General features: G+C 65.0%; 19 protein-coding genes. 16 read left to right on the top strand and 3 right to left on the bottom strand.

Annotated elements, in window-relative coordinates; translation table 11 throughout:
- The first annotated feature begins 2 nt into the window (after window positions 1-2).
- From NYR58_RS03790 to NYR58_RS03760, 7 genes are all read left to right on the top strand, one after another.
- Window positions 3-1250 (top strand): ABC transporter substrate-binding protein, encoded by a 1248-nt coding sequence (locus NYR58_RS03790; protein WP_261519132.1) that lies wholly within the window; start codon window positions 3-5, stop codon window positions 1248-1250.
- A gap of 70 nt (window positions 1251-1320) precedes the next feature.
- Entirely contained in the window at window positions 1321-2196 is an 876-nt protein-coding gene (locus NYR58_RS03785) for a carbohydrate ABC transporter permease (protein WP_261519131.1), read from the top strand.
- The gene (locus tag NYR58_RS03780; protein WP_261519130.1) at window positions 2193-3101 is read left to right on the top strand and encodes a carbohydrate ABC transporter permease; all 909 of its coding nucleotides are present in this window, start codon (window positions 2193-2195) and stop codon (window positions 3099-3101) included. Before NYR58_RS03785 ends, NYR58_RS03780 begins: the two co-directional genes overlap by 4 nt.
- Window positions 3102-3107: 6 nt before the next feature.
- Window positions 3108-4223, top strand: coding sequence for an ABC transporter ATP-binding protein (locus tag NYR58_RS03775; protein ID WP_261519129.1), 1116 nt, complete (start codon window positions 3108-3110; stop codon window positions 4221-4223).
- A gap of 16 nt (window positions 4224-4239) precedes the next feature.
- A complete protein-coding gene (locus NYR58_RS03770) occupies window positions 4240-5733 on the top strand; it encodes a GMC oxidoreductase (RefSeq protein WP_261519128.1) in 1494 nt (497 codons plus the stop codon).
- Window positions 5730-6491 carry a 3-ketoacyl-ACP reductase gene (locus NYR58_RS03765; protein ID WP_261519127.1) on the top strand — a complete coding sequence of 254 codons (762 nt, stop codon included), beginning with the start codon at window positions 5730-5732 and terminating at the stop codon, window positions 6489-6491. The genes NYR58_RS03770 and NYR58_RS03765 overlap by 4 nt, the downstream gene beginning before the upstream one ends.
- A 15-nt stretch (window positions 6492-6506) precedes the next feature.
- Window positions 6507-8180, top strand: coding sequence for a GMC family oxidoreductase (locus tag NYR58_RS03760; protein WP_261519126.1), 1674 nt, complete (start codon window positions 6507-6509; stop codon window positions 8178-8180).
- Here the strand turns inward: NYR58_RS03760 and NYR58_RS03755 are convergent.
- Window positions 8125-9159 carry an aldo/keto reductase gene (locus NYR58_RS03755; protein WP_261519125.1) on the bottom strand — a complete coding sequence of 345 codons (1035 nt, stop codon included), beginning with the start codon at window positions 9157-9159 and terminating at the stop codon, window positions 8125-8127. The genes NYR58_RS03760 and NYR58_RS03755 overlap by 56 nt on opposite strands.
- A 134-nt stretch (window positions 9160-9293) precedes the next feature.
- Here NYR58_RS03755 and NYR58_RS03750 point away from each other — a divergent pair, with 134 nt between their 5' ends.
- The 4 genes from NYR58_RS03750 (at window position 9294) to araD (ending at window position 14595) form a co-directional block, all read left to right on the top strand.
- On the top strand, window positions 9294-10106 hold the full coding sequence (locus tag NYR58_RS03750; protein WP_261519124.1) for a BtpA/SgcQ family protein: 813 nt from the start codon (window positions 9294-9296) through the stop codon (window positions 10104-10106).
- A gap of 10 nt (window positions 10107-10116) precedes the next feature.
- Window positions 10117-11220 carry a M42 family metallopeptidase gene (locus NYR58_RS03745; protein ID WP_261519123.1) on the top strand — a complete coding sequence of 368 codons (1104 nt, stop codon included), beginning with the start codon at window positions 10117-10119 and terminating at the stop codon, window positions 11218-11220.
- Window positions 11217-12719, top strand: coding sequence for an FGGY-family carbohydrate kinase (locus tag NYR58_RS03740; RefSeq protein WP_261519122.1), 1503 nt, complete (start codon window positions 11217-11219; stop codon window positions 12717-12719). The genes NYR58_RS03745 and NYR58_RS03740 overlap by 4 nt, the downstream gene beginning before the upstream one ends.
- 142 nt (window positions 12720-12861) lie before the next feature.
- Window positions 12862-14595 (top strand): L-arabinonate dehydratase, encoded by a 1734-nt coding sequence (gene araD, locus NYR58_RS03735; protein ID WP_261519121.1) that lies wholly within the window; start codon window positions 12862-12864, stop codon window positions 14593-14595.
- A gap of 51 nt (window positions 14596-14646) precedes the next feature.
- Here the strand turns inward: araD and NYR58_RS03730 are convergent, their stop codons facing one another.
- Together NYR58_RS03730 and gcvA are read right to left on the bottom strand one after the other, a co-directional pair.
- Window positions 14647-15825: an aminotransferase gene (locus NYR58_RS03730; RefSeq protein ID WP_261519176.1), complete on the bottom strand. Its 1179-nt coding sequence runs from the start codon at window positions 15823-15825 to the stop codon at window positions 14647-14649.
- 3 nt (window positions 15826-15828) lie between these two features.
- The gene (gcvA, locus tag NYR58_RS03725) at window positions 15829-16842 is read right to left on the bottom strand and encodes a transcriptional regulator GcvA (protein WP_261519175.1); all 1014 of its coding nucleotides are present in this window, start codon (window positions 16840-16842) and stop codon (window positions 15829-15831) included.
- Window positions 16843-17006: 164 nt separating this feature from the next.
- Between gcvA and speB the strand changes: the two genes are divergently transcribed.
- The 5 genes from speB (at window position 17007) to NYR58_RS03700 (ending at window position 22099) form a co-directional block, all read left to right on the top strand.
- A complete protein-coding gene (gene speB / locus NYR58_RS03720) occupies window positions 17007-18068 on the top strand; it encodes an agmatinase (RefSeq protein WP_261519120.1) in 1062 nt (353 codons plus the stop codon).
- A gap of 76 nt (window positions 18069-18144) precedes the next feature.
- A complete protein-coding gene (locus tag NYR58_RS03715; RefSeq protein WP_261519119.1) occupies window positions 18145-19233 on the top strand; it encodes an ABC transporter substrate-binding protein in 1089 nt (362 codons plus the stop codon).
- A 175-nt stretch (window positions 19234-19408) separates the two neighbouring features.
- Window positions 19409-20446, top strand: a complete 1038-nt coding sequence (locus NYR58_RS03710; RefSeq protein WP_261519118.1) for an ABC transporter ATP-binding protein — start codon at window positions 19409-19411, stop codon at window positions 20444-20446.
- Window positions 20443-21306 carry an ABC transporter permease gene (locus tag NYR58_RS03705; RefSeq protein WP_261519117.1) on the top strand — a complete coding sequence of 288 codons (864 nt, stop codon included), beginning with the start codon at window positions 20443-20445 and terminating at the stop codon, window positions 21304-21306. Before NYR58_RS03710 ends, NYR58_RS03705 begins: the two co-directional genes overlap by 4 nt.
- A complete protein-coding gene (locus tag NYR58_RS03700) occupies window positions 21296-22099 on the top strand; it encodes an ABC transporter permease (RefSeq protein WP_261519116.1) in 804 nt (267 codons plus the stop codon). The genes NYR58_RS03705 and NYR58_RS03700 overlap by 11 nt, the downstream gene beginning before the upstream one ends.
- Window positions 22100-22129 lie beyond the last annotated feature (30 nt).

The following is a 22129-nucleotide window of genomic DNA, read 5'->3' as shown; positions in this document are numbered from 1 at the left end:
ACATGTTGCGAAAACTCATGATCGGTACCGTTCTGGCTTCGGGCCTTGCCGCCTTGGCCCATGCCCAGGATGGCGGACGTGTGGAGGTTCTGCACTGGTGGACGTCGGGCGGCGAGGCGGCAGCGCTTGACGTGCTCAAGAAGAATCTGGAGGCCAAGGGCATCACCTGGGCCGACATGCCGGTTGCCGGCGGTGGCGGCGAGCAGGCCATGACGGCGCTGCGCGCCCGGGTGACGGCCGGCAATGCGCCGACCGCGGTGCAGATGCTGGGCTTCGACATTCTCGACTGGGCACAGCAGGGCGTCGTCGCGGATCTCAACGACGTGGCCACCGAGGAGGGCTGGGATGCGGTCGTCCCCGACGCATTGAAGCAATTCTCAAAATATGAGGGCACCTGGATTGCCGCCCCCGTGAACGTGCACTCCACCAACTGGGTGTGGATCAACAAGGCGGCTCTGGATGCCGCTGGCGGCAAGGCGCCCGAAACCTGGGAGGAGCTGATCGCCGTCCTCGACGCCATGAAGGAGAACGGCATCACGCCGCTCGGCCATGGCGGCCAGGCCTGGCAGGATGCGACCATCTTCGACGCCGTCGTGCTGTCGCTCGGCACCGACTTCTACAAGGCGTCGATGATCGACCTCGATCCTGCGGCGCTCAGCGGCGAGACGATGCGCGAGGCCTTCGCCCGCATGGAGAAACTGCGCTCCTATGTGGATGACAATTTCTCCGGCCGCGACTGGAACCTGGCCTCGGCCATGGTGATCGAGGGCGAGGCCGGCATGCAGATGATGGGCGACTGGGCCAAGGGCGAGTTCCTGAATGCCGGCCTGACGACGGGCGAGGATTTCGTCTGCATCCGCTTCCCCGGGACGCAGGGTGCCGTCACCTTCAACTCCGACCAGTTCGTAATGTTCGAGGTGGGCGAGGATCTGCAGGCCGCGCAGAAGGAGATGGCCTCGGCCATCATGGATCCCACTTTCCAGATCGCCTTCAACACGGTGAAGGGGTCGGTGCCCGCCCGCACGGACATTTCGGACGAAGAGTTCGATGACTGCGGCAAGAAGGGAATGGCCGATCTCGCGCAAGCCAATGAGAATGGCACGCTCTTCGGCTCCATGGCGCACGGCCATGCCAATCCGGCAGCCGTCAAGAACGCCATGTATGACGTGATCACACGGCATTTCAACGGCGAGATCTCGACCGACGAGGCGCCGGCGGAGCTTGCGGCCGCGGTCGAAGCCTTCAAGTAAGCAAGCGCAGAACTCGAAACGACGCCCGGCGGCTTCGGCCGCCGGGTGCACCCGGGCGGGAGGAAACGCCGTGAAGGAGCGTCTTCAGGACTACATACCGAAGCTGGTGCTGAGCCCCAGTTTCTTTCTCATACTGGTGTTCGTATATGGCTTCATCGCCTATACGGGCTATCTCTCCTTTACGGATTCGCGCATCCTGCCTTCCTACAACTGGGTCGGCCTCGAAAATTATGAGCGCCTGTGGAAGCTGCCGCACTGGTGGCGGGCGATCACCAACCTGGCCATCTTCGGCTCGCTCTACATCCTCATCTGCAGCGTTCTGGGCCTTCTCCTGGCCATCCTTCTCGATCAGAAGATCCGTGCAGAAGGCCTGTTGCGACCCATCTATCTCTATCCGATGGCGCTGTCCTTCATTGTCACGGGCACGGCATGGAAATGGTTCCTGGACCCGGGCATCGGGCTTGAGCACACCATGCACCAATGGGGCTGGGAGAGTTTCGCCTTCGACTGGATCAAGGATCGCCAGATGGCGATCTACACGGTGGTCATTGCCGCCGTCTGGCAGTCGTCGGGGTTTGTGATGGCGATGTTTCTCGCCGGGCTGCGCGGCGTGGATTCCGACATCATCAAGGCCGCGCAGATCGACGGCGCCTCGGCCTTCACGACCTATCGCCGCATCATCATCCCGCTGATGCGGCCGGTCTTCCTCTCCGCATTCGTCGTACTCGCCCATCTTGCCATCAAGGCCTACGACCTCGTCATCGCGCTGACGGGGGGCGGGCCCGGCCAGGCGACGGAGCTGCCGGCCACGTTCATGTATTCCTACACCTTCACGCGCAACCTGATGGGCATCGGCGCCTCCTCGGCGATCATCATGATGATCATGATCTTCTCGATCATCATTCCCTATCTCTATTCCGAGCTCAGGACGGGGGTAAAACGATGACGAGTGCCGTAAGCCAAGGCCCGCTCGAGGCATCCCGCGCCAGCTCGACGGTGGCTCCCAACCGGCTCGCGCGCGCGCTTATCTATGCGGCCCTGATCCTGTTTGCGATCTACTATCTGCTGCCGCTCTACGTGATGCTCGTCAATTCGCTCAAACCGCTCGACGAGATCCGCCAGGGCGACATGCTGTCCCTGCCGATGGCGGGAACCATCGAACCCTGGCTGAAGGCCTGGGCGACGGCGCAGATCGGCGTTCAGCCGACGGGGCTCAAGCCCTATTTCATGAACTCGATCCTGATGGTGGTGCCTGCCGTCTTCATCTCCACCGCGCTTGGCGCGCTCAATGGCTATGTGCTTACCAAATGGACCTTCCGCGGCGCCGACATCGTCTTCGGCCTGATGCTGCTTGCCTGCTTCATCCCCTTCCAGATCGTGCTCATCCCGATGGCACGCATGCTGGGCATTCTGGGGCTGGCTGGCACGATCCCGGGCCTGGTGCTCGTCCATGTGGTCTACGGTCTTGGCTTCACCACGCTCTTCTTCCGCAACTACTATGCAGCCTTCCCGAGCGAACTGGTCAAGGCGGCGCAGATCGACGGCGCCAGCTTCTTCCAGATCTTCCGCCGCATCCTGCTGCCCTCCTCCGGGCCCATCATCGTGGTCACCGTCATCTGGCAGTTCACCAATATCTGGAACGATTTCCTGTTCGGTGCTTCCTTCGCCAGCGTGGACTCCATTCCCATGACGGTGGCGCTCAACAACCTCGTCTCCTCCTCTACGGGAGTGAAGGAATACAATGTCCACTTCGCCGGCGCGATCATGGCCGCATTGCCGACCCTGATCGTCTACATCGTCTCCGGCCGCTATTTCGTGCGCGGTCTGATGGCCGGCGCGGTCAAGGGGTAAGCTCACATGTCTTTCCTGCAGATCATCGACCTGGAAAAATCCTTCGGTAACGTTCAGGTCCTCAAGCGCATCAATCTGGAGATCGAGGAAGGCGGCTTCCTGGTGCTGGTGGGACCGTCGGGCTGCGGAAAGTCCACGCTGCTCAACACCATTGCCGGGCTGGAGCCGATCACCGCCGGCGAGATCCGCATCGGCGGGCGGCGGGTGAACGACCTGCACCCCTCGAAACGCGACATCGCCATGGTCTTCCAGTCCTATGCGCTCTACCCCAACATGACCGTGGCACAGAACATCGGCTTCGGCATGGAAATCCGCGGCGTGCCCAAACCGGAGCGCGAGAAGGCGATCGCCCGCGTCGCCGAAATGCTTCAGATCGACCACCTGCTCGACCGCAAGCCAAGCCAGCTTTCCGGCGGCCAGCGCCAGCGGGTGGCCATGGGCCGCGCGCTGGTGCGCGATCCGCAGGTGTTTCTCTTCGACGAGCCGCTTTCCAATCTCGATGCCAAGCTGCGCGTGGACATGCGCACCGAGATCAAGCGGCTTCACCAGCGCATGGGCACCACAATCGTCTATGTGACGCATGACCAGATCGAGGCGATGACGCTGGCCAGCAAGATTGCGGTCCTGAAGGACGGCGTTCTGCAGCAGTTCGGCACGCCGTCGGAGATCTACAACAATCCGATCAACACCTTCGTCGCCGACTTCATGGGCTCGCCCGCGATGAACCTCATTCCGGCCACGATCACCAACGGCGCGGGCGGGCTGGCAATCGAAATGGAGCGTCCTTCGGCGCCGCCCGTCACCCTGCCCCTGGCAAGCCCGCCCAAGGGGCTTGCCGCCTACAAGGGCAGGAGCGTGATCTTTGGAGTGCGGCCCGAGGCGCTGACGGACCCCGATGGCGCGGACCGCAATGCCGCCAGCATCGCCCAGACCGAATGCTTCATCGAGGTGGTTGAGCCCGCCGGTTCGGACACATTCGCCGTGACGCATCTGGGCGGCAAGGGCGTGATTGCACGCTTGCGCGCCGATGCCAACATCCAGCCTGGAACAACCGCGCCGCTGACCTTCAACCTTTCCAAGAGCGTCTTCTTCGACCCGGAAACCGAGAACCGGATTCTGTGAGGACACGCCTCTGCCCATGACCTCACCAGACATCGTCATCATCGGCACCGGCATGGGCGGGGCGAGTGTCGCCGCCGGGCTCGCGCACAGCGGCGCCTCGATCCTCCTTCTGGAGCGCGGCGAACGCCTTGCCGACACGCCCGAATGCATCGACGCGCGCGCCATTTTCGCAGCGGGGCATTTTCGCCCGAAGGAGATGTGGCGGGAGGCCGGCGGAGGATCGTTCAACCCCGGAAATTACTACTATGTCGGCGGCAACACCAAATTCTACGGCGCGGTGCTGATCCGCTTCCGGCGGCAGGACTTCTGCGAGATCGAGCACCATGGCGGCCTTTCCCCCGCCTGGCCCTTTCCCTATGAGGAGCTGGAACCCTGGTATTCGAAGGCCGAGGCGCTCTTCAACGTGCGCGGCACGCTGGGGGAGGACCCGACCGAGCCTCCCCACTCGGCGCCCTATCCCTTTCCGCCCGTGCCGGACGAGCCGCCGATTGCGCGCCTGCGGGAGCGGCTGCGCAAGATCGGCCTCAATCCGGCCTCGCTGCCGCTCGGTGTCGACCACGCGCTTTGGCTGCAGCGCGCCGCCACGCCGTGGGATGCCTTTCCCAATGCCGGCCGCGGCAAGATGGATGCGGAAAGCTGTGCGCTGGCCGCAGCCCTCAAGGACGAAAACGTCCGCCTGGAGACAGGGGCCAGGGTGGAGCGGCTGGAGGCAAGCCGCGACGGCAGGTCGATTGCCCGCATTCACTATCGGGTGGGGGCCGAGCAAAGGACGGTAAGCCCGAAGCTGGTGATCCTTTCGGCAGGGGCGGTCAATTCGGCCGCATTGCTGCTGCGCTCGGGCGAGGACGGCGGGCTTGCCAACAGCTCCGGCCAGGTGGGCCGCAACTTCATGAACCACAACAGTGCCGCGATGCTGGCCATCGACCCGCGGCGGAGGAACGACAGCATCTATCAGAAGACCCTGGGCTTCAACGATTTCTACCTGGGGGATGGAGAGGGCGGAAAGCCTCTCGGCAATGTCCAGCTTCTGGGCAAGATTTCAGGCGACATTCTGCGTCCCAATGTTCCCCTGCTGCCCGCAGCCGCGGCCAATTTCATCGCCGCCCACTCGGTCGACTGGTATCTGATGACGGAGGACCTGCCAGATCCCGAAAGCCGTGTGATGGTGGATGGCAGTGAGATCGTTCTGCAGTGGCGACGCACCAATCTGGAGTCGCTTCAACGCCTGACGCGGCGCATGCGCACGATCTGCCGGGCAACCGGCTATCCCATCGTTCTGTCGCGACCCTTCGACAAGCGCACGCCGTCGCACCAGTGTGGCACCGTGCGCATCGGCCGCGATCCGGCAAGCGCGCCGCTCGATCCCTATTGCCGTTCCTACGACCATCGCAATCTCTTTGTGGTCGATGCGAGCTTCCTGCCCTCTTCCGCCGCCGTCAATCCGGCTCTCACCATCGCAGCGCAGGCGCTGCGCGTTGCCGATCACATCCGCCGCAAGGAGCTGTCATGAGCCGGGCCGTCGCACTCGTAACGGGCGGGGCGCGCGGCATCGGCCGCGCTGTCGCCACGGCACTCGCCGGCGAGGGCTTCGATGTGGTGGTCACGGATCTGCGCGACGAGGGCGTTTCCCGATTGCGGGCCGATATAGAGGCCGCGGGCGTTCGCTTTGCCTTTCATCAGGCGGATGTTTCCAATCTGGCAAGCCATGCGGCGATCGTGGATGCCGCGCTTTCGGCGTTCGGCTCCATTGATTGCTACGTGAACAATGCCGGCATCGGCTCGCCCGTGCGTGGCGACCTCCTGGAGCTCAAGCCCGAGAATTTCGATCGCGTCATGGCGGTCAATCTGCGCGGCGGGGTTTTCCTCAGCCAGGCGGTCGCCAGGGCCATGCTGGAAAGGCCGGGCGCCAACCCGCGCTGCATCGTCAACATCACCTCGGTGAGCGCCGAAATGGCCTCGCCGGAGCGGGCGGACTATTGCATGTCCAAGGCTGCCCTTTCCATGTGGACAAGGACGCTGGCGCTGCGGCTTGCCCCGCACGGGATCGCCGTCTTCGAGGTGCGGCCCGGCATTGTCGCGACGGACATGACGGCCGCTGCCAGAAGCAAATACGACCGCTTGATTTCCGAAGGGCTGGTGCCGGCGGGGCGCTGGGGCCAGCCCGAGGATGTGGGCACGGCCGTGGCGATGCTGGCCGGCGGGCGGCTCGGCTTCGCCACCGGCTCGGTCATCAATCTCGATGGTGCGCTTTCGATCGCGCGCCTGTAGAGCTCAGAGGTGGATATGCCTGACTTCATTATCGTGGGCGCAGGTTCTGCCGGTTGCGTTCTTGCCAACAGGTTGAGCGAGGACCCCGCCAACGCGGTTCTGCTCATCGAGGCCGGCGGGCGCGACTGGCATCCGCTCATCCACATGCCGGCAGGTTTTGCCAAGATGACGAAGGGGATCGCGAGCTGGGGCTGGTCGACGGTGCCGCAGAAACACCTGAACGGGCGGGTGCTGTGGTATACGCAGGCCAGGATCGTGGGCGGCGGCTCCTCCATCAATGCGCAGATCTACACGCGCGGCAATGCAGGCGATTACGACGCCTGGGAGAAGGACTATGGCTGCAGGGGGTGGGGCTACGATTCCGTTCTTGCCTATTTCAAGCGTGCCGAAGCCAATGAGCGCTTTGCCAATGCGTATCACGGCCAGGACGGGCCGCTCGGCGTCTCCAACCCGATCTCGCCCCTGCCCATATGCGAAGCCTATTTCCGCGCCGCCCAGGAGCTTGGGATACCGTTCAACCCGGACTTCAACGGAGAGCGACAGGAGGGCGTGGGCTACTACCAGCTCACGCAGCGCGCGGCGCGCCGTTCCTCGACGGCGGTGGCCTATCTGAAACCGGCGCTCAAGCGCCCCAATCTCGAGGTGAAGACCGCGGCGCTCGTTACCCGCATCATGGTCGAGAACGGGCGTGCCGTCGGCGTGGAGATCGTCGAGCGGCGCGGCGCGCGCCCGAAGGTGATCCGCTGCGAACGTGAGGTGATCGTCAGCTGCGGCGCCATTGGTTCGCCTAAACTTCTCATGCAATCGGGCATCGGTCCTGCCGATCATCTGAAGCAGACAGGCATCGAACCGCTCCACGACCTGCCGGGAGTGGGCGCCAACCTGCAGGATCACCTCAACCTCTTCGTGATCGCCGAATGCACCGGCGACCACACCTACGACAACTACGCGAAACTGCACCGGACGCTCTGGGCGGGCCTGCAATACATTCTGCTCGGGAAGGGCCCGGCCGCCTCCAGCCTCTTCGAGACGGGAGGCTTCTGGTATGCCGACGATGAGGCCGCCTATCCCGACATCCAGTTTCATCTCGGCCTTGGCTCGGGCATCGAGGCGGGGGTCGAGAAGCTCAAGAATCCCGGCGTCACGCTCAATTCGGCGTTCCTGCGCCCCCGCTCGCGCGGCACGGTGCGGCTCGGGAGTGCCGACCCCCGCGCGGCGCCGCTGATCGACCCGAACTACTGGGCCGAGCCCTATGACCGCGAAATGGCATTTCGCGGCTTGCGCCTGGCACGGGACATCATGCGCCAGAGAGCGCTCAAGCCCTTCATCGCGCGCGAGGTGCTGCCGGGACCCGAGGCGGTGGATGACGAGGCGCTGTTCACCTATGCCTGCCGTGCCGCCAAGACCGACCACCATCCGGTGGGCACCTGCAGGATGGGCGAGGACGAGATGGCCGTGGTCACGCCCGATCTGCGGCTGCGCGGGATCGAGGGGCTGCGCGTCTGCGATGCATCGGTGATGCCGCGCATCCCCTCCTGCAACACCAATGCGCCGACGATCATGATTGCCGAGAAGGGAGCCGACCTCATCCTCGGCCGCCCTGCGGCAGCGGATCGCAAGGAGGCAGGGCGTGCTACGCGCCGGAAGGGTCCGTCGGCGCGCCAGGATGCATCAGCCCCTCCGCCTTGAGATCCGCCCACAGCGCGTCTGGAATCCCTGCATCGAGAACCGCACGGTTGGTCTGCACCTGCTCGACGCTTTGCCCGCCTGGAATAACCGAGCATACGATAGGATTTAGAAGCGGAAATTTCAGGGCTGCCTCGACAAGCTTCACGCCGTGGCGGGCACACACCGCCTCGATGCGGGCGACCTTTTCCATGATGTCCTGCGGCGCGGGTTCGTAATTGTAGTACGCGCCAGGTTTGGCGCCGGTCGCGAGAATACCGGAATTGTAGGGCCCGCCCAGCACGATGCCGATACCGCGCTTCTCGCACAGCGGCAGGAAGCTTTGCAATGCTTCCTGCTCCAGGAGCGTGTAGCGACCGGCCAGCAGGAACAGATCGAAATCGCCGCGCTCGGCAAGCCACTCGCAGGGCTGCCACTCGTTCACGCCGGCTCCGAAAGCCTTGATGACGCCCTGATCGCGCAGGGACAGGAGCGCATAGTAGCCCGAGCGCATCAGCTCCGTGAGCTTTGCCTCCAGCGCCTCCCAGGAGCCGTGGTTGAAGACATCGAGATCATGGGCGTAAAGAATATCGATGCGATCGACGCCCAGCCGTTCCAGCGAGAACTCGACCGAGCGCATGACGCCGTCATAGGTGTAGTCGTAGACCTCGCGGCGCGACGGTGTGTCGAAGAACTTGCCGATGCCCGTGCGTTCCTCCGGCGGGCAGACGGCAAGCAGCCTTCCTACCTTGGTAGACAGAACATAGTCTTCGCGCTTTCGCTTGCGCAGGAAGCGGTTGAGCCGCGTTTCCGCCAGGCCGAGCCCGTAGAGCGGCGCCGTATCGAAGTAGCGGCAGCCTGTCTCCCAGGCGCTTTCCAGCACGGCTTCGGCCTCCTCGTCGGAGATCGCCCGATAGAGATTGCCAAGCGGCGCGGTCCCGAAGCCGAGCTCCGTGAAGGTGATGCCGCCATTGGCGATGCGCTCGAAATGCCGCGTCTTCATGAAGCCTCCCCAGTTTCGTTGTCGCGGTCCAGACTATCACACCGTTTGCGCAGAGAAACCGTGCGAAGCGTTGGACAGGCTAGCGGACGGTTGCTAGCTTCATTTCCTGGGCGAGGAAAGCTGTCGGGGGGAGGATGACACAGAAATTCAGGCGTCTGTTTGCGACCGCCAAACCGGTCATCGCCATGGTGCATCTGGGCGCCCTGCCCGGCTCGCCGCTCTATGATGCCGAGGGGGGCGTCGACGCCCTGGTTGCCGGTGCCGCGAAGGATCTCGACGCCCTGCAGAAGGCCGGGGTCGATGCGGTGATGTTCGGCAATGAGAACGATCGCCCCTATGAATTCGAGGTCGATCCTGCCTCCACGGCCACCATGGCCTATGTGATCGGCCGCCTTGCCGAGCGCATCAGCATCCCCTTCGGCGTCAACGTTCTGTGGGACCCGACTGCCACGGTGGCCTTGGCGGCGGCCACGGGGGCAGCCTTCGTTCGCGAGATCTTCACCGGCACCTATGCCTCCGACATGGGACCGTGGACGCCGGATGCCGGCCGGGCGATGCGCTATCGCGACCGGCTGCACCGTTCGGATCTTGCCATGCTTTACAACATCTCCGCCGAATTCGCCTATTCGCTCGACCGGCGAAGCCTGCCGGACCGTGCACGCAGCGCCGTCTTCTCCTCCATCCCCGACGCCATCCTGGTTTCCGGCCAGATCACCGGCGAGGCGGCGGCGCTGAGCGATCTGGAAGGGGTCAAGAAGGTGCTGCCCGACACGCCTGTGCTGGCCAATACCGGCGTCAGGCACGAAACGGTGGGCGCCGTTCTGGGCATTGCCGATGGCTGTATCGTCGGCTCCTCCCTCAAGGTGGACGGCAACACCTGGAACCCGGTGGACCCGGAACGGGCGGCGGAGTTCATGCGGCTGGCGCGCGCCGCCCGTGGCGATTGAGGGGCGGGCGATGAAGGAAAGGCTGCGCACGCTGCTTTGCGAGCTGATGCTCATTCCCGGCCTTGCCGGCCATGAGGGGCGTGTGCGGCGCGCCATTCGCGAGCGGCTTGCCCCGCTCGGCCTCGACTGCCGCACCGACATGATGGGCAATCTGATCGCCACCCTCGAGGGCGACGCCGCCCTGCCCTCCGTCATGCTGTTTACCCACATGGACCAGCTGGGCTTCGTCGTGCGCAGGATCGAGCCCGACGGCTTTATCCGCGTGGAGCGGCTGGGCGGCGTGCCGGAACGGGCGCTGGCCTCGCAGCCCGTGCTTCTGTGCGTGGGCGAAGGACGCGACATCGCGGGTGTCATCGCCAACAAGAGCCACCATGCCACAATGCCGGAGGAGAAGTTCCGGGTCGTTCCCTCCACCGATCTTTATATCGACGCGGGCTTCGCCTCTGCCCGGCAGGCGCGTGCGGCCGGAGTGGAGATCGGCACGCCGGTGGTCTATCTGCCGAACGTCCTGACACTCGGCCAGGACCGCATCGCCGGCACGGCCGTCGACGACCGCGCCGGCTGTGCGGCGCTCGTCGAAGCGGCGCGGATGCTGACGGAGGAAAGGCCGCGTCCTACCGTCCACCTCGTCTTTGCCGTGCAGGAGGAATTCAATCTGCGCGGCGCGCTGACGGCGGCCCAGGTGCTGCGCCCTGCCATTGCCATCCAGGTCGACCTCATTCTGGCTGCCGACACGCCGGACATGCACCACAGGGGAGAGGTGCTGCTGGGCGGCGGACCCGCAATCAGCCTCTATTCCTTCCATGGCCGCGGCACGCTCAACGGCACCTTGCCCCATCCTGCGCTCGTCCGCCTTTTCGAGCGTGCGGCGGAAACGCTTGGCAAGCCGCTGCAGAGGAGCGCCCATATCGGCGCCCTTACGGAAACCTCCTATGTCCAGCTCGTCGGCGCGGGCGTGGCATGCATCGATGCCGGTTTTCCGATGCGCTATTCTCATTCTTCGCTGGAGATGTGCGACCTCAACGATCTGGAAGGACTCGTGCGGCTTCTCGTCGCCGCCATCGCCGCCATCGACAGCGATTTCAGCCTCAACCGGGACGACTATGTGACATGAGACACTATCTGGGCGTCGACATCGGCACCTTCGAGACAAAGGGTGTGCTGGTGGATCAGAAGGGGCACATCGTGGCCAGCGCAGCGCGCCCTCACAAGATGCTGGTGCCCCGGCCCGGCTGGGCCGAGCACCGCCCGCAGGAAGACTGGTGGGAGGATTTCGTCCTCGTCACGCGCAAGATGCTTTCCGAAAGCGGTGTCGAGGCGCGCACCATCCGCGCTGTGGGTTGCAGCGCCATCGGTCCCTGCGTGCTGCCGGTGGATGCCGAGGGCAAACCCCTGTCGAACGCCATTCTCTATGGCGTCGACACGCGCGCGTCACACGAAATCGAGGCGCTGAACGAACGCATCGGTGCCGATGTCGTCTTCGAGCGCTGCGGCAATGCGCTCACCTCGCAATCGGTCGGCCCGAAGATCCTGTGGCTGAAGAACAACCGCCCCGAGCTCTACGCCAGGACGGCGAAGTTCCTGAACTCGACGAGCTACATCAACCATCGCCTGACCGGCCGCCACGTCATCGACCACTACTCGGCGGCCAATGCGAGCCCCCTTTACGACGTGGAAAAACAGGACTGGACCTTCGACCTGGCGGATGACATCGCCCGGCCCGATCAGTTGCCAGAGCTCCTGTGGACCACCGACATTGCCGGGGAAGTCACGCCTGACGCCGCTGCCGAGACGGGCCTTGCCGCCGGCACGCCGGTCATCGCCGGCACCATCGACGCCGCCGCCGAGGCGCTGAGCGTCGGCGTGCGCGCACCCGGCGACATGATGATCATGTATGGCTCGACCATCTTCACCATCATGGTCAGCGACGGGCCTGTTCGCGACCGGCGCCTTTGGTATGCGCCGTGGCTGTTCCGCGGCGAACATGCTTCCATGGCGGGGCTGGCCACCAGCGGAACGCTCACCCACTGGTTTCGCGACCAGTTCGCGCGCGAGCTTGCAGCAGGCGAGGCTTTCGCGCGGCTTGCCGAGGAGGCCGCCCATGCGCCGCCGGGGGCCAATGGCCTTGTCTTCCTGCCCTATTTCTCGGGCGAGCGCACGCCGATCCACGATCCGCGCGCCAAGGGGGTGCTGTTCGGGCTCAATCTTACCCACACGCGCGGCGACATCTATCGCGCGCTCCTTGAGGGCATTGCCTGCGGCACGGCCCATATCGTCGAGACCTATCGCGACATCGGCCTTCCTCCCCGGCGGGTCTATGCGGTGGGCGGCGGCACGCGGAACGAGGTCTGGGCACAGGCGACCTCCGACATCTCGAACCTCGACCAGGCGTTGCGCACGCGCACCATCGGCGCCTCCTATGGAGACGCCTTCCTTGCCGCGGTCGCGGTGGGCGATGCGCGCAGGGAGGACATCGGCACCTGGAACCCGGTGGACAGAACGATTGCCGCAAGAGCGCAGCACAGGGCAATCTACGCCCGCCAGTACGACGTCTTCCGCCGCCTCTACCAGCAGACACGCGACCTGATGGCGGCGCTGTCGCAGCCGGACTGAAGCCCTCAGGACTCTTCGATGAGGCAGTCCGGCGGCCCGCGCTGCAACTCGGCAAGACGCTCTTCCGTGCGCGAAAGACGGGCGCGCATGGCGGCGCGGCGCGGAGGGGGCCGGAAGCCCGAGAAACGGACAGGAACACGGGATGACTCGAAAGACCTATGAGGAACTGCGCAGCGCCCGGTGGTTCGCGCGCGACGATTTCCGCGGCTTCGGCCACCGTTCGCGCACCCTGCAGATGGGCTATGCGCCCGAGGACTGGGCGGGCAAGCCGGTCATCGCCATCATCAACACATGGTCCGACATCAATCCCTGCCACCAGCATTTCCGCCAGCGCGCCGAGGATGTGCGCCGTGGCGTTCTCCAGGCCGGCGGCTTCCCGCTCGAATTGCCGGCCATGTCGGTCTCGGAGAATTTCGTCAAGCCGACCTCCATGCTCTACCGCAACATGCTGGCCATGGAGGTGGAGGAGACGATCCGCTGCTATCCCGTGGATGGCGCCGTGCTGATGGGCGGCTGCGACAAGACCACGCCGGGGCTTGTCATGGGCGCGGTCTCGGCCGGCGTGCCCTTCATCTATCTGCCGGCCGGTCCCATGCTGCGGGGCAACTGGCGCGGCAAGGCGCTAGGCTCGGGCTCCGATGCCTTCAAATACTGGGACGAGAAGCGCGCCGGCACCATCGGCGAGAAGGAATGGGCCGAGATGGAGATGGGCATCGCCCGCTCCTACGGCCACTGCATGACCATGGGCACCGCTTCCACCATGACGGCAATCGCCGAGGCACTGGGGCTCAGCCTGCCCGGTGCCTCCTCCATTCCTGCGGCTGATGCCAACCACATCCGCATGGCGGCCGCCTGCGGCCGCCGCATCGTGGAGATGGTGTGGGAAGACCTCACCCCCGGAAAGATCCTGACGCCGGCTGCCTTCGACAATGCGGTAACGGTGGCCATGGCAACCGGGTGCTCCACCAATGCCGTCATCCACATGATCGCCATGGCCCGGCGGGCCGGCGTGCCACTCACCCTCGACGACTTCGATGCCAGGAGCCGCACGATTCCCGTCATCGCCAATGTCCGGCCGGCCGGTTCCACCTATCTGATGGAGGACTTCTTCTATGCCGGCGGCCTGCCGGCATTGATGACACGGCTGGAAGGCCGGCTCGACGGCTCCTGCCTTACGGTCACGGGCCGCAGCCTCGGCGAGAACATCGCCGGCGCGGAGGTCTTCAATCCCGATGTGATCCGCACGCTGGACGATCCGATCTATGCCGAGGGTTCGCTTGCCGTACTGCGCGGCAATTTGGCGCCCGACGGCGCGGTCATCAAGCCGGTGGCCTGTGATCCGAAGTTTCACGTCCACAGCGGGCCTGCCCTGGTCTTCGATTCCTACCCGCAGCTCAAGGAGGCGCTCGACGACGAAGACCTGCCGATCACGCCCGACCATGTTCTGGTGTTGCGCAATGCCGGCCCGAAAGGCGGCCCGGGCATGCCGGAATGGGGCATGATTCCCATGCCCAAGGCCCTTCTGAAGCAGGGGCACCGGGACATGGTGCGCCTCTCCGATGCCCGTATGAGCGGCACGAGCTTCGGCGCCTGCGTTCTCCATGTGGCACCCGAAGCCTTCATCGGCGGTCCGCTTGCGCTACTGCGCACGGGCGACATCGTCAGCCTCGATGTGCCCAACCGCCGCCTCGACATGCTGGTGAGCGACGACGAGCTGGCCCGCCGGCGTGCCGAATGGAGCCCACCCCCGGCGCGCTTCGGACGCGGTTATGGCTGGATGTTCTCCCGCCACATCGAACAGGCCGACAAGGGGTGCGACTTCGACTATCTGCGCAGCGACTTCGGAGCGAGCGCGGGCGAACCTGACATTTTCTAGAACGAGGACCGGGATGCCGCACCATCCGTTGAGCAAGGCGAAGCAGGCGCCTCAGCCGGGTGCAAAATCGCGCAGCCGGCCGCGCAGGCCGGCGAGGGTTTGCGAATCCGTATTGGCGAAGGCGAAGCGCAGATGATTGTCCTGTCCAGGGCCGAAATAGGCACCCGGAATGGTGAGGATGCCGGCCTGTGTGGCCAGCGCTTCGGCCACACGGGCCGAATCTGAGCCCGCGAAGGGGTGCCGGACAAAGGCGAAATAGGCGCCGAGAGCATCGACCGCCCAGCCCGTGTTGTCGAGCGCCTCGAGAAGGGCCCGGGCACGGGCGGCGATCTCGCGGCGATTGGCCTGCCGCCAGGCAGCCAGCGCCGGCAGGCCCCTTGCCACCGCCGCCTGCGGCGCGCGCGGCGCACAGATCTGCAGATTGTCCATGATCTTGGCGATCTGGGCCACCACCGGCTCTGCGGCCACCACGGCGCCCAGCCGGTGCCCGGGGATACAGAATGACTTCGAGAAACTGTAAAGCTGAATCAGGCTTTCCTTCCAGTCGGGCGCGGCAAACAGGCCGTGCGGACGGCTCACATCCGGCGGCAGAAAATCGCGATAGGTCTCGTCGAGGATCAGCCACACACCCTTCTTTCGGCAGATCGTAAAGAGCGTCTGGAGGAGAGCGGGCGGATAGACCGCGCCCGTGGGATTGTTAGGTGTGACGAGCGCCAGCGCCCGCACATCCGGTGCAAGCGCCGCCTCCACATCCTGCGGATCGGGCAGGAAGCCGTTGCGCGCCGTGCAGTCGACACGACGCATCTTGAGCCCCAGCATCTTCAACGTCGTCTCGTGGTTGAAATACCACGGGTTTGTGATTGCGATGGCATCTCCGCGCCCCGCCACGGCCATCACCGCGGCCACGAAGGCCTGGTTGCAGCCGGAGGTGACGTGGACATTGCCGGCGGCGATCTCCGCACCATAAAGGGCCGAGATGTCATGGGCGTAGGCGGCGCGCAGCACCGGTTCGCCCTCGATGTCGCCATAGCCTGCAAAGGCGGGGGAAGACGCCGCCTCGCCGAGCCAGCGCAAGAGCCTCTCGTGGGGCGGGTAGCCCGGGACAGCCTGGGAGAGATCGATGAGCGGCCCGTGCCCGCCCCCATAGGCGCATCCCCAGGACTGAACGGCGGGGACAGGTGGCGGCGAAAGCCTGACGATCGACGGATTGAAACGCGCTGGCGGGTTGATGGTCTATCTCCTTGCGGATCTGTGCTTGAGGGAAGGTCGCGGCGGCGCATCGGGACGGCGCCCCGGCTCGGGGGATTTTCCGGCTGCCCGCCGCAGGGCGCGGCGGGCGGCCGCCAGCGGTTCTGCGCGGGCGTTGTCCTCCTCGAGCGCGGCAAACAGCCAGTCGATGAACACATTGACGATCGGCGCGGCGCGCAGATCCTTCCGGCAGGCCACATAGAAGGCATCGACCGCCGGCACCGCCAGATTGAAGGGTGCGACGAGCTGCCCCCTCGAAAGAAGGCTTGCCACGGTCATCGTATCGCCGAGCGCGACACCCACGCCGTGCATTGCCGCTTCGATGGCCAGGCGCGCGTCGGACATGTGGACCTGCTGACCGCGCTTGAGATCGAGCGCATCGGCGGCGGCCAGCCAGGTGTGCCATTCCCGGCCGTCATCGGCGTGCAGCATGACATGATCGCCCAGATCGCGGATGGTACGGATCGGGCGATTGTTGATCAGTGTCGGGCTGACGACGGGAAACAGGTCGAGCGGCGTCCAGAGCTTCACCCAAAGGTCCGTCCAGCTGCCATCGCCATAGAGGATCGCCACATCGACATCCGGGGAGTGAACGTTGCCCGGATCGTTGGAGGCGTCGAGCGTCAGGCGGATCTGCGGATAGCGGGAGAGAAAGCCGCCGATGCGGGGAAGAAGCCACAGCGACAGGAGAGCGGGAACACATGTCACCGACAACGCGCCGGCGGTGGTGGGCCGTGTCATGCGCGCCGTGGCGGCGGCAATCTCCTCGAAGGCGGAAGAGACCGCCGGCAGAAGCTCCGCCCCGTGCGCGGTGAGTTTCAACCGCTGGCCGGTGCGCTCGAACAGCTTGACGGACAGCGATGCCTCAAGCGCCCGGATTTGGTGGCTGACCGCGCCATGGGTCACGTGCAGCTCCCCCGCCGCCTTCGTCAGGGAGCCATGCCGGGCCGCCGCCTCGAAGGCGCGCAGCGGGTTGAGCGGCGGCAGACGCTTGGCCAAGGGCGAAACCATTGTTAGATTTTCTCACATTTCCTCCTATAACAATATCAATTGCGTTTTCAATCGCTCCGTATCACCATTCACCGATCATGGATCTTGCCGGCCGACGGGCGCCTCTGCCCAGGCGCAGCCCGCTGGCCGAGCCGAGGCGGGGAGCGGATCGGATGAGCTGGGACCGGGACAAGCTCGAAGCGCTCAGGAAAAAATATGGCGAAAGCCATGGCGGCGAGCTGTTGCATCCCCGTTTTGCCCGCGTGGCGGCGCGTATCTTTTCCAAGTCCGGCACACGCCTGGCGCCCTATGCGGGCGTCCCCACCTTCCTGTCGGCCCCGCATCGCCCGGTCGATCCCGTTTCCCCCGACCTTGGCGACCTGCAGGTCGCGCTCCTTGGCGTTCCCATGGATCTCGGGGTGACAAACCGACCCGGCGCGCGCTTTGGTCCGCGCGCGCTGCGCACCATCGAGCGCATCGGCCCCTACAATCACGTTCTCGACTGCGCGCCCGTCTTCGATCTCAAGGTTGCCGACATCGGCGACATCCCGTTTGCCAGCCGCTACCGGCTGGAACAGTGCCACGAAGACATCGAACGCCATGTGAGCGCGATCGTCGAGGCAGGCGTGGTGCCGCTTTGCGTCGGCGGCGATCATTCGATCACCCACCCGATCCTGAAGGCCGTCGGACGCGACCGGCCGGTTGCCATGATCCACATCGACGCACATTGCGACACCGGCGGCGCCTTCGACCAGACGAAGTTTCACCACGGCGGCCCCTTCCGGAATGCGGTTCTCGACGGCGTGCTCGACCCCACCCGCACGATCCAGATCGGCATCCGCGGTGCCGCCGAATATCTCTGGGAATTCTCCTACGAGTCCGGCATGACGGTCGTCCACGCCGAAGACGTGTCGGGCATGGGAATTGCGAAGATCATCGAGATGGCAAGAGAGGTGGTGGGCGATGCGCCGACCTATCTCTCCTTCGACATCGACAGTCTCGATCCGGCCTTTGCACCCGGCACGGGCACACCGGAGGTGGGCGGTCTTACCACGCGCGAGGTTCTGGAGCTTCTGCGCGGCCTCAAGGGTGTCAATCTCGTCGGCGGCGATGTCGTGGAGGTTGCCCCGCAATATGACGCGACCGCCAACACCGCCCATGCCGGCGCGCAGGTGCTGTTCGAGATCTTGAGCCTGATGGTCTTCAGCCCTGCGGTGGCAGGCAATTCGGGCTGAAGCCGACGACGCGAGGAAGGTTTAAAAGAACAAGGGAACCAGGCCGGCACCACGGCCTTTCAAGAGGAGAAGGACGATGAGAAAGCTTCACGAAACAAGGCTGAGCCGCCGCGCGGTTCTGGCTGCGGGTGTGGCCGGGGCCGGCACGCTTGCCATGCCCTCCATTCTGCGCGCGCAGGACAGGTCCCTGAAGGTCGGCGTCTATGGCGGCTATTTCAAGGACTCCTTCGACGCGAACATCTTTCCCGAGTTCACCAAGGCAACGGGTATTGCGGTGGAATCGGTGGCAGAGCCCACGGGCGAGGCATGGCTGGTGCAGCTTCAGCAGGCCGCGCGGGCCGGCCAGGCCCCGGCGGATCTTTCGATGATGTCGCAGACCTCGACGCTGAAGGGGCAGGAAACCGAGCTCTGGACGCCGCTCGATCCGGGAAAGATCCGCAATTTCGACGATCTGCTCCCGCAGTTCGTGGCGAAATATCCTGACGGGCGCGTGGCGGGCATCGGCGCAGTTGCCTGGTACATCACCCTGGTCACCAACACCGATGTCTATCCCGAAGCGCCGGAATCCTGGGCGGCCCTTTGGGATCCGGCCAACCGGGACCGGCTCGGCCTTCTGGCACTGGTCTCCAATTCCTTCCTCCTGGAGGTGACCGCCAAGACCTTCATGGGCGGCACGGATGCGCTCGACACCGAGGAGGGGCAACTTGCCGCCTTCGAGAAACTTGCCGAGGTGAAGCCGAATGTGCGCCTGTGGTACCGGGACGAGGCGCAATTCGAGCAGGCCTTGAAGTCGGGCGAAATTCCGATGGGGCAATACTATCACGACGTCACCGGCCTGGCCGCCGCCGACGGCTTCCCCGTCCGCTCCACCTTCCCCAAGGAAGGCGGCATCCAGGATTCCGGCAACTGGGTGCTCTCGCGGGCCTCCGACAAGGTCGAGGAGGCGCACATCTTCGTCGACTTCATGAGCCAACCCGAGATCCAGGGGCTGATGTCGCGCAAGGTCGGCACGGCGCCCACCTTGAAGCGCGACAAGCTGGATCTTACCGATGAAGAGTTCGCGGCCGTTTCCTCGGAGATCGAGCCGATCATCCCGCGCTACGACCTCTACACGTCGAAGTCCGACTGGCTGAACCAGAAATGGACGGAGATGATCGTCGGGTAAGGCCGCGCCGTGCAGCCCTGTCCGCTGCGCAGCGAAGGTGCAGGCCGGTCTGCGCACCGGCCTGCTCGCCCCTTTGCGCAAGCGTGCTTCGGGCACGCGCCGGCGGCCTTTGGGCGCTTGCCTTCAGGGAGCGCAGGGGTTTATGGCGCAGGACCTCTTGAATCGGAAACAGAACATGTCCGGACTGTCCATCGAGGGCGTAAGCAAGACATTCGGTACGTTTCGTGCTGTCGATGACATCACGCTCCATGTTCCGCACGGCACCTTCGTGTGCATGCTGGGCCCATCGGGCTGCGGCAAGACCACGCTTCTGCGCATGATCGCCGGGCTGGAGGAGCCTTCGGCGGGCAGGATTGTGATCGATGGCGAGGACATCACGCCGGTGCCCACACACAAGCGCAATCTCGGCATGGTGTTCCAGTCGCTTGCGCTGTTTCCGCATCTGACGGTCGGCGAAAACATCGCCTATCCCCTGCGCATCCGCGGCGTGGCGCGCGCGCAGCAGAGACAGCGCGTGGAAGAGCTTCTCGCCCTCATTCACCTGCCGGGCTTTGCCGACCGGCCGGTCTCCAAGCTGTCCGGCGGCCAGCGCCAGAGGGTGGCGATCGCGCGCGCACTGGCCCTCTCGCCGCGTCTTTTTCTGCTCGATGAGCCGCTTTCCGCGCTTGATGCGAAGCTGCGCGAGGCCATGCAGGTGGAGCTGCGCCAGCTTCAGGAGAGGTTGGGAATCACCACCATCGTCGTCACCCACGATCAGCGCGAGGCCATGACCATGGCCGATCTCGTGGTGGTGATGGGCGAGGGGCGCATTCGCCAGGCCGCCTCGCCCATCGAGATCTACCGCCGGCCGGCCGATGCCTTCGTGGCCGGCTTCATCGGCTCGACCAACCTGCTGCCTGTGGAGGTCGACCGCGCCGGCCGCGCCGTCGTGCTGGGGCAGGCCATCCCTGACCTGGCATTGCCGGCCGGCATGAGCAGGGGGCTCGTTTCCATCCGCCCGGAGGATGTGCGCCTTCAGCCCCCCGGGGACGGAGCCATTCGTGGCCGTGTGAGCTTCATCCGCGATCTCGGCGGCACCATCGAGACCTTCGTTGAAGCAGGCGGCAGCACCATCGTCGCCGTGACCACGCCGCGCGAGCGCGACGACATTGCCGCGGGCACCGAGATCGGCGTGATCCTGCCGGCCGAGGCTTGCGTGGTGCTCGAAGAATGAGACGCGAACCGCCCCGCACATTGGCCGACTATGCGCCGCTCGCCTTTCCGGCCATCATGCTGGTCGTCTTCTTTGTCATCCCCTTTTCGACGATGATTGCCGTGAGCTTCTTCCGGCGCCAGCAGGGCGGCTTCTATACGCCGGATTTCGTTCTCGACAATTACGCGCGTTTCCTGAGCGCCTTCTTCGGCGGCGTGCTCGGCTTTTCGCTGATGCTCGCCGTCATGGTTGCCGTCATCTGCGTCAGCATCGGCTTTCCCTTCACCTATCTCTTGACCAAGGCCTCGCGGCGCGCGCAGATCGTCTGGCTGGTCTGCATCCTGTCCGTGTTGTCCTTGTCGGAAGTCATCATCGGATTTGCCTGGTCGACGCTCTTCTCGCGCACGGCCGGCATTACCAATCTTCTCGTGGCGGTGGGTCTGATGGCTGAGCCGCGCGCTCTGCTGCCGGGTTTCGGGGCGGTGTTGACCGGCATGGTCTATCAGGCGTTGCCCTATACGATCCTGGTTCTCTACCCTTCCCTCGTGCGCCTCGACCCGACGCTTCTCGAAGCCGCGCGCACGCTCGGCGCCTCGCCCTTGCGCGGTTTCTTCAACATCATCGTTCCCGCGCAACGAAACACGATCGTCGCCACGCTCATCATGGTTTTCGTCTTCGCCCTCGGGTGCTATCTTCTGCCGCAGATCCTGGGGCGGCCGCAGCACTGGACGCTGTCCGTGCTGATTACCGACCAGGCGATCTATCAGTCCAACATGCCCTTTGCCGCGGCAATGGCTGTCTTCCTCGTGCTCATCTCCCTGGCGCTGGTGGGGCTGACGCTGCTGATCGGCGGCACCGGGAGGCAACACCATGACGCTTAAGACGCTGCGCTGGCTGGCTTTTGCCGCCATTGCTCTGTTCATGGCGGGACCGTTGATTGTCGTCGCCGGCGTGTCGGTCAACGAGAAGCAGTCGCTCACCTTCCCGCCGCAGGGCTTTTCCTGGGCCTGGTACGGGCAGATCTTCACCGATGAAGGCTGGCGGGCCTCGCTCGTCGCCTCCGTCGTTCTCGCCGCGCTTGCGGCGGCTCTTGCGGTGCTTGTCGCGCTGCCCCTGTCCTGGTTTCTGTGGCGGCGCGTCGCCCCCTGGGCCAATGTCTTCCGCCTTCTGGGCGTGGCACCCTTCATCCTGCCGCCGGTCATCACTGCGCTCGGCCTGCTCACCTTCTGGGCCACGATCGGTTTCTACGGGCAGCCCTGGACGGCCATCATCAGCCACGCCATCTTTTTCGTCACGCTGCCGCTCGTCACCCTCTCGCTCGGCTTCTCCTCGATCGACCGCTCGCTGGTCGAGGCTGCCGCCACCATGGGGGCCGATGACCGCACGGTGCTGCGGACGGTGATCCTGCCGCTCATCCTGCCCTATCTGGTTTCCGGCTATGCCTTCGCCTTCGTGCTGTCGCTCAACGAATATATCGTGGCCTACATGACGGTGGGCTTCACCATGGAGACGCTGCCGGTCAAGATCTTCAATGCCCTGCGCTACGGCTATACGCCCACCATGGCTGCGGTGTCGGTCTTCTTCGTGGCCATTGCGGCTCTCGTCTTCGGGCTGATCGCCCGTTTCGGCAATCTGCCGCGGCTTCTGGGCGCCATGAGTTCGCAGGAGGAGTGATGCGGATCGCCGCCTTGCAGATGGAGGCGC

The organism is Chelativorans intermedius, assembly GCF_025398255.1.
Taxonomy (GTDB): Bacteria; Pseudomonadota; Alphaproteobacteria; order Rhizobiales; family Rhizobiaceae; genus Chelativorans; species Chelativorans intermedius.
The sequence above is the reverse complement of the archived record's forward strand: the minus strand, read 5'-3'. Positions and strand labels throughout refer to the sequence as shown.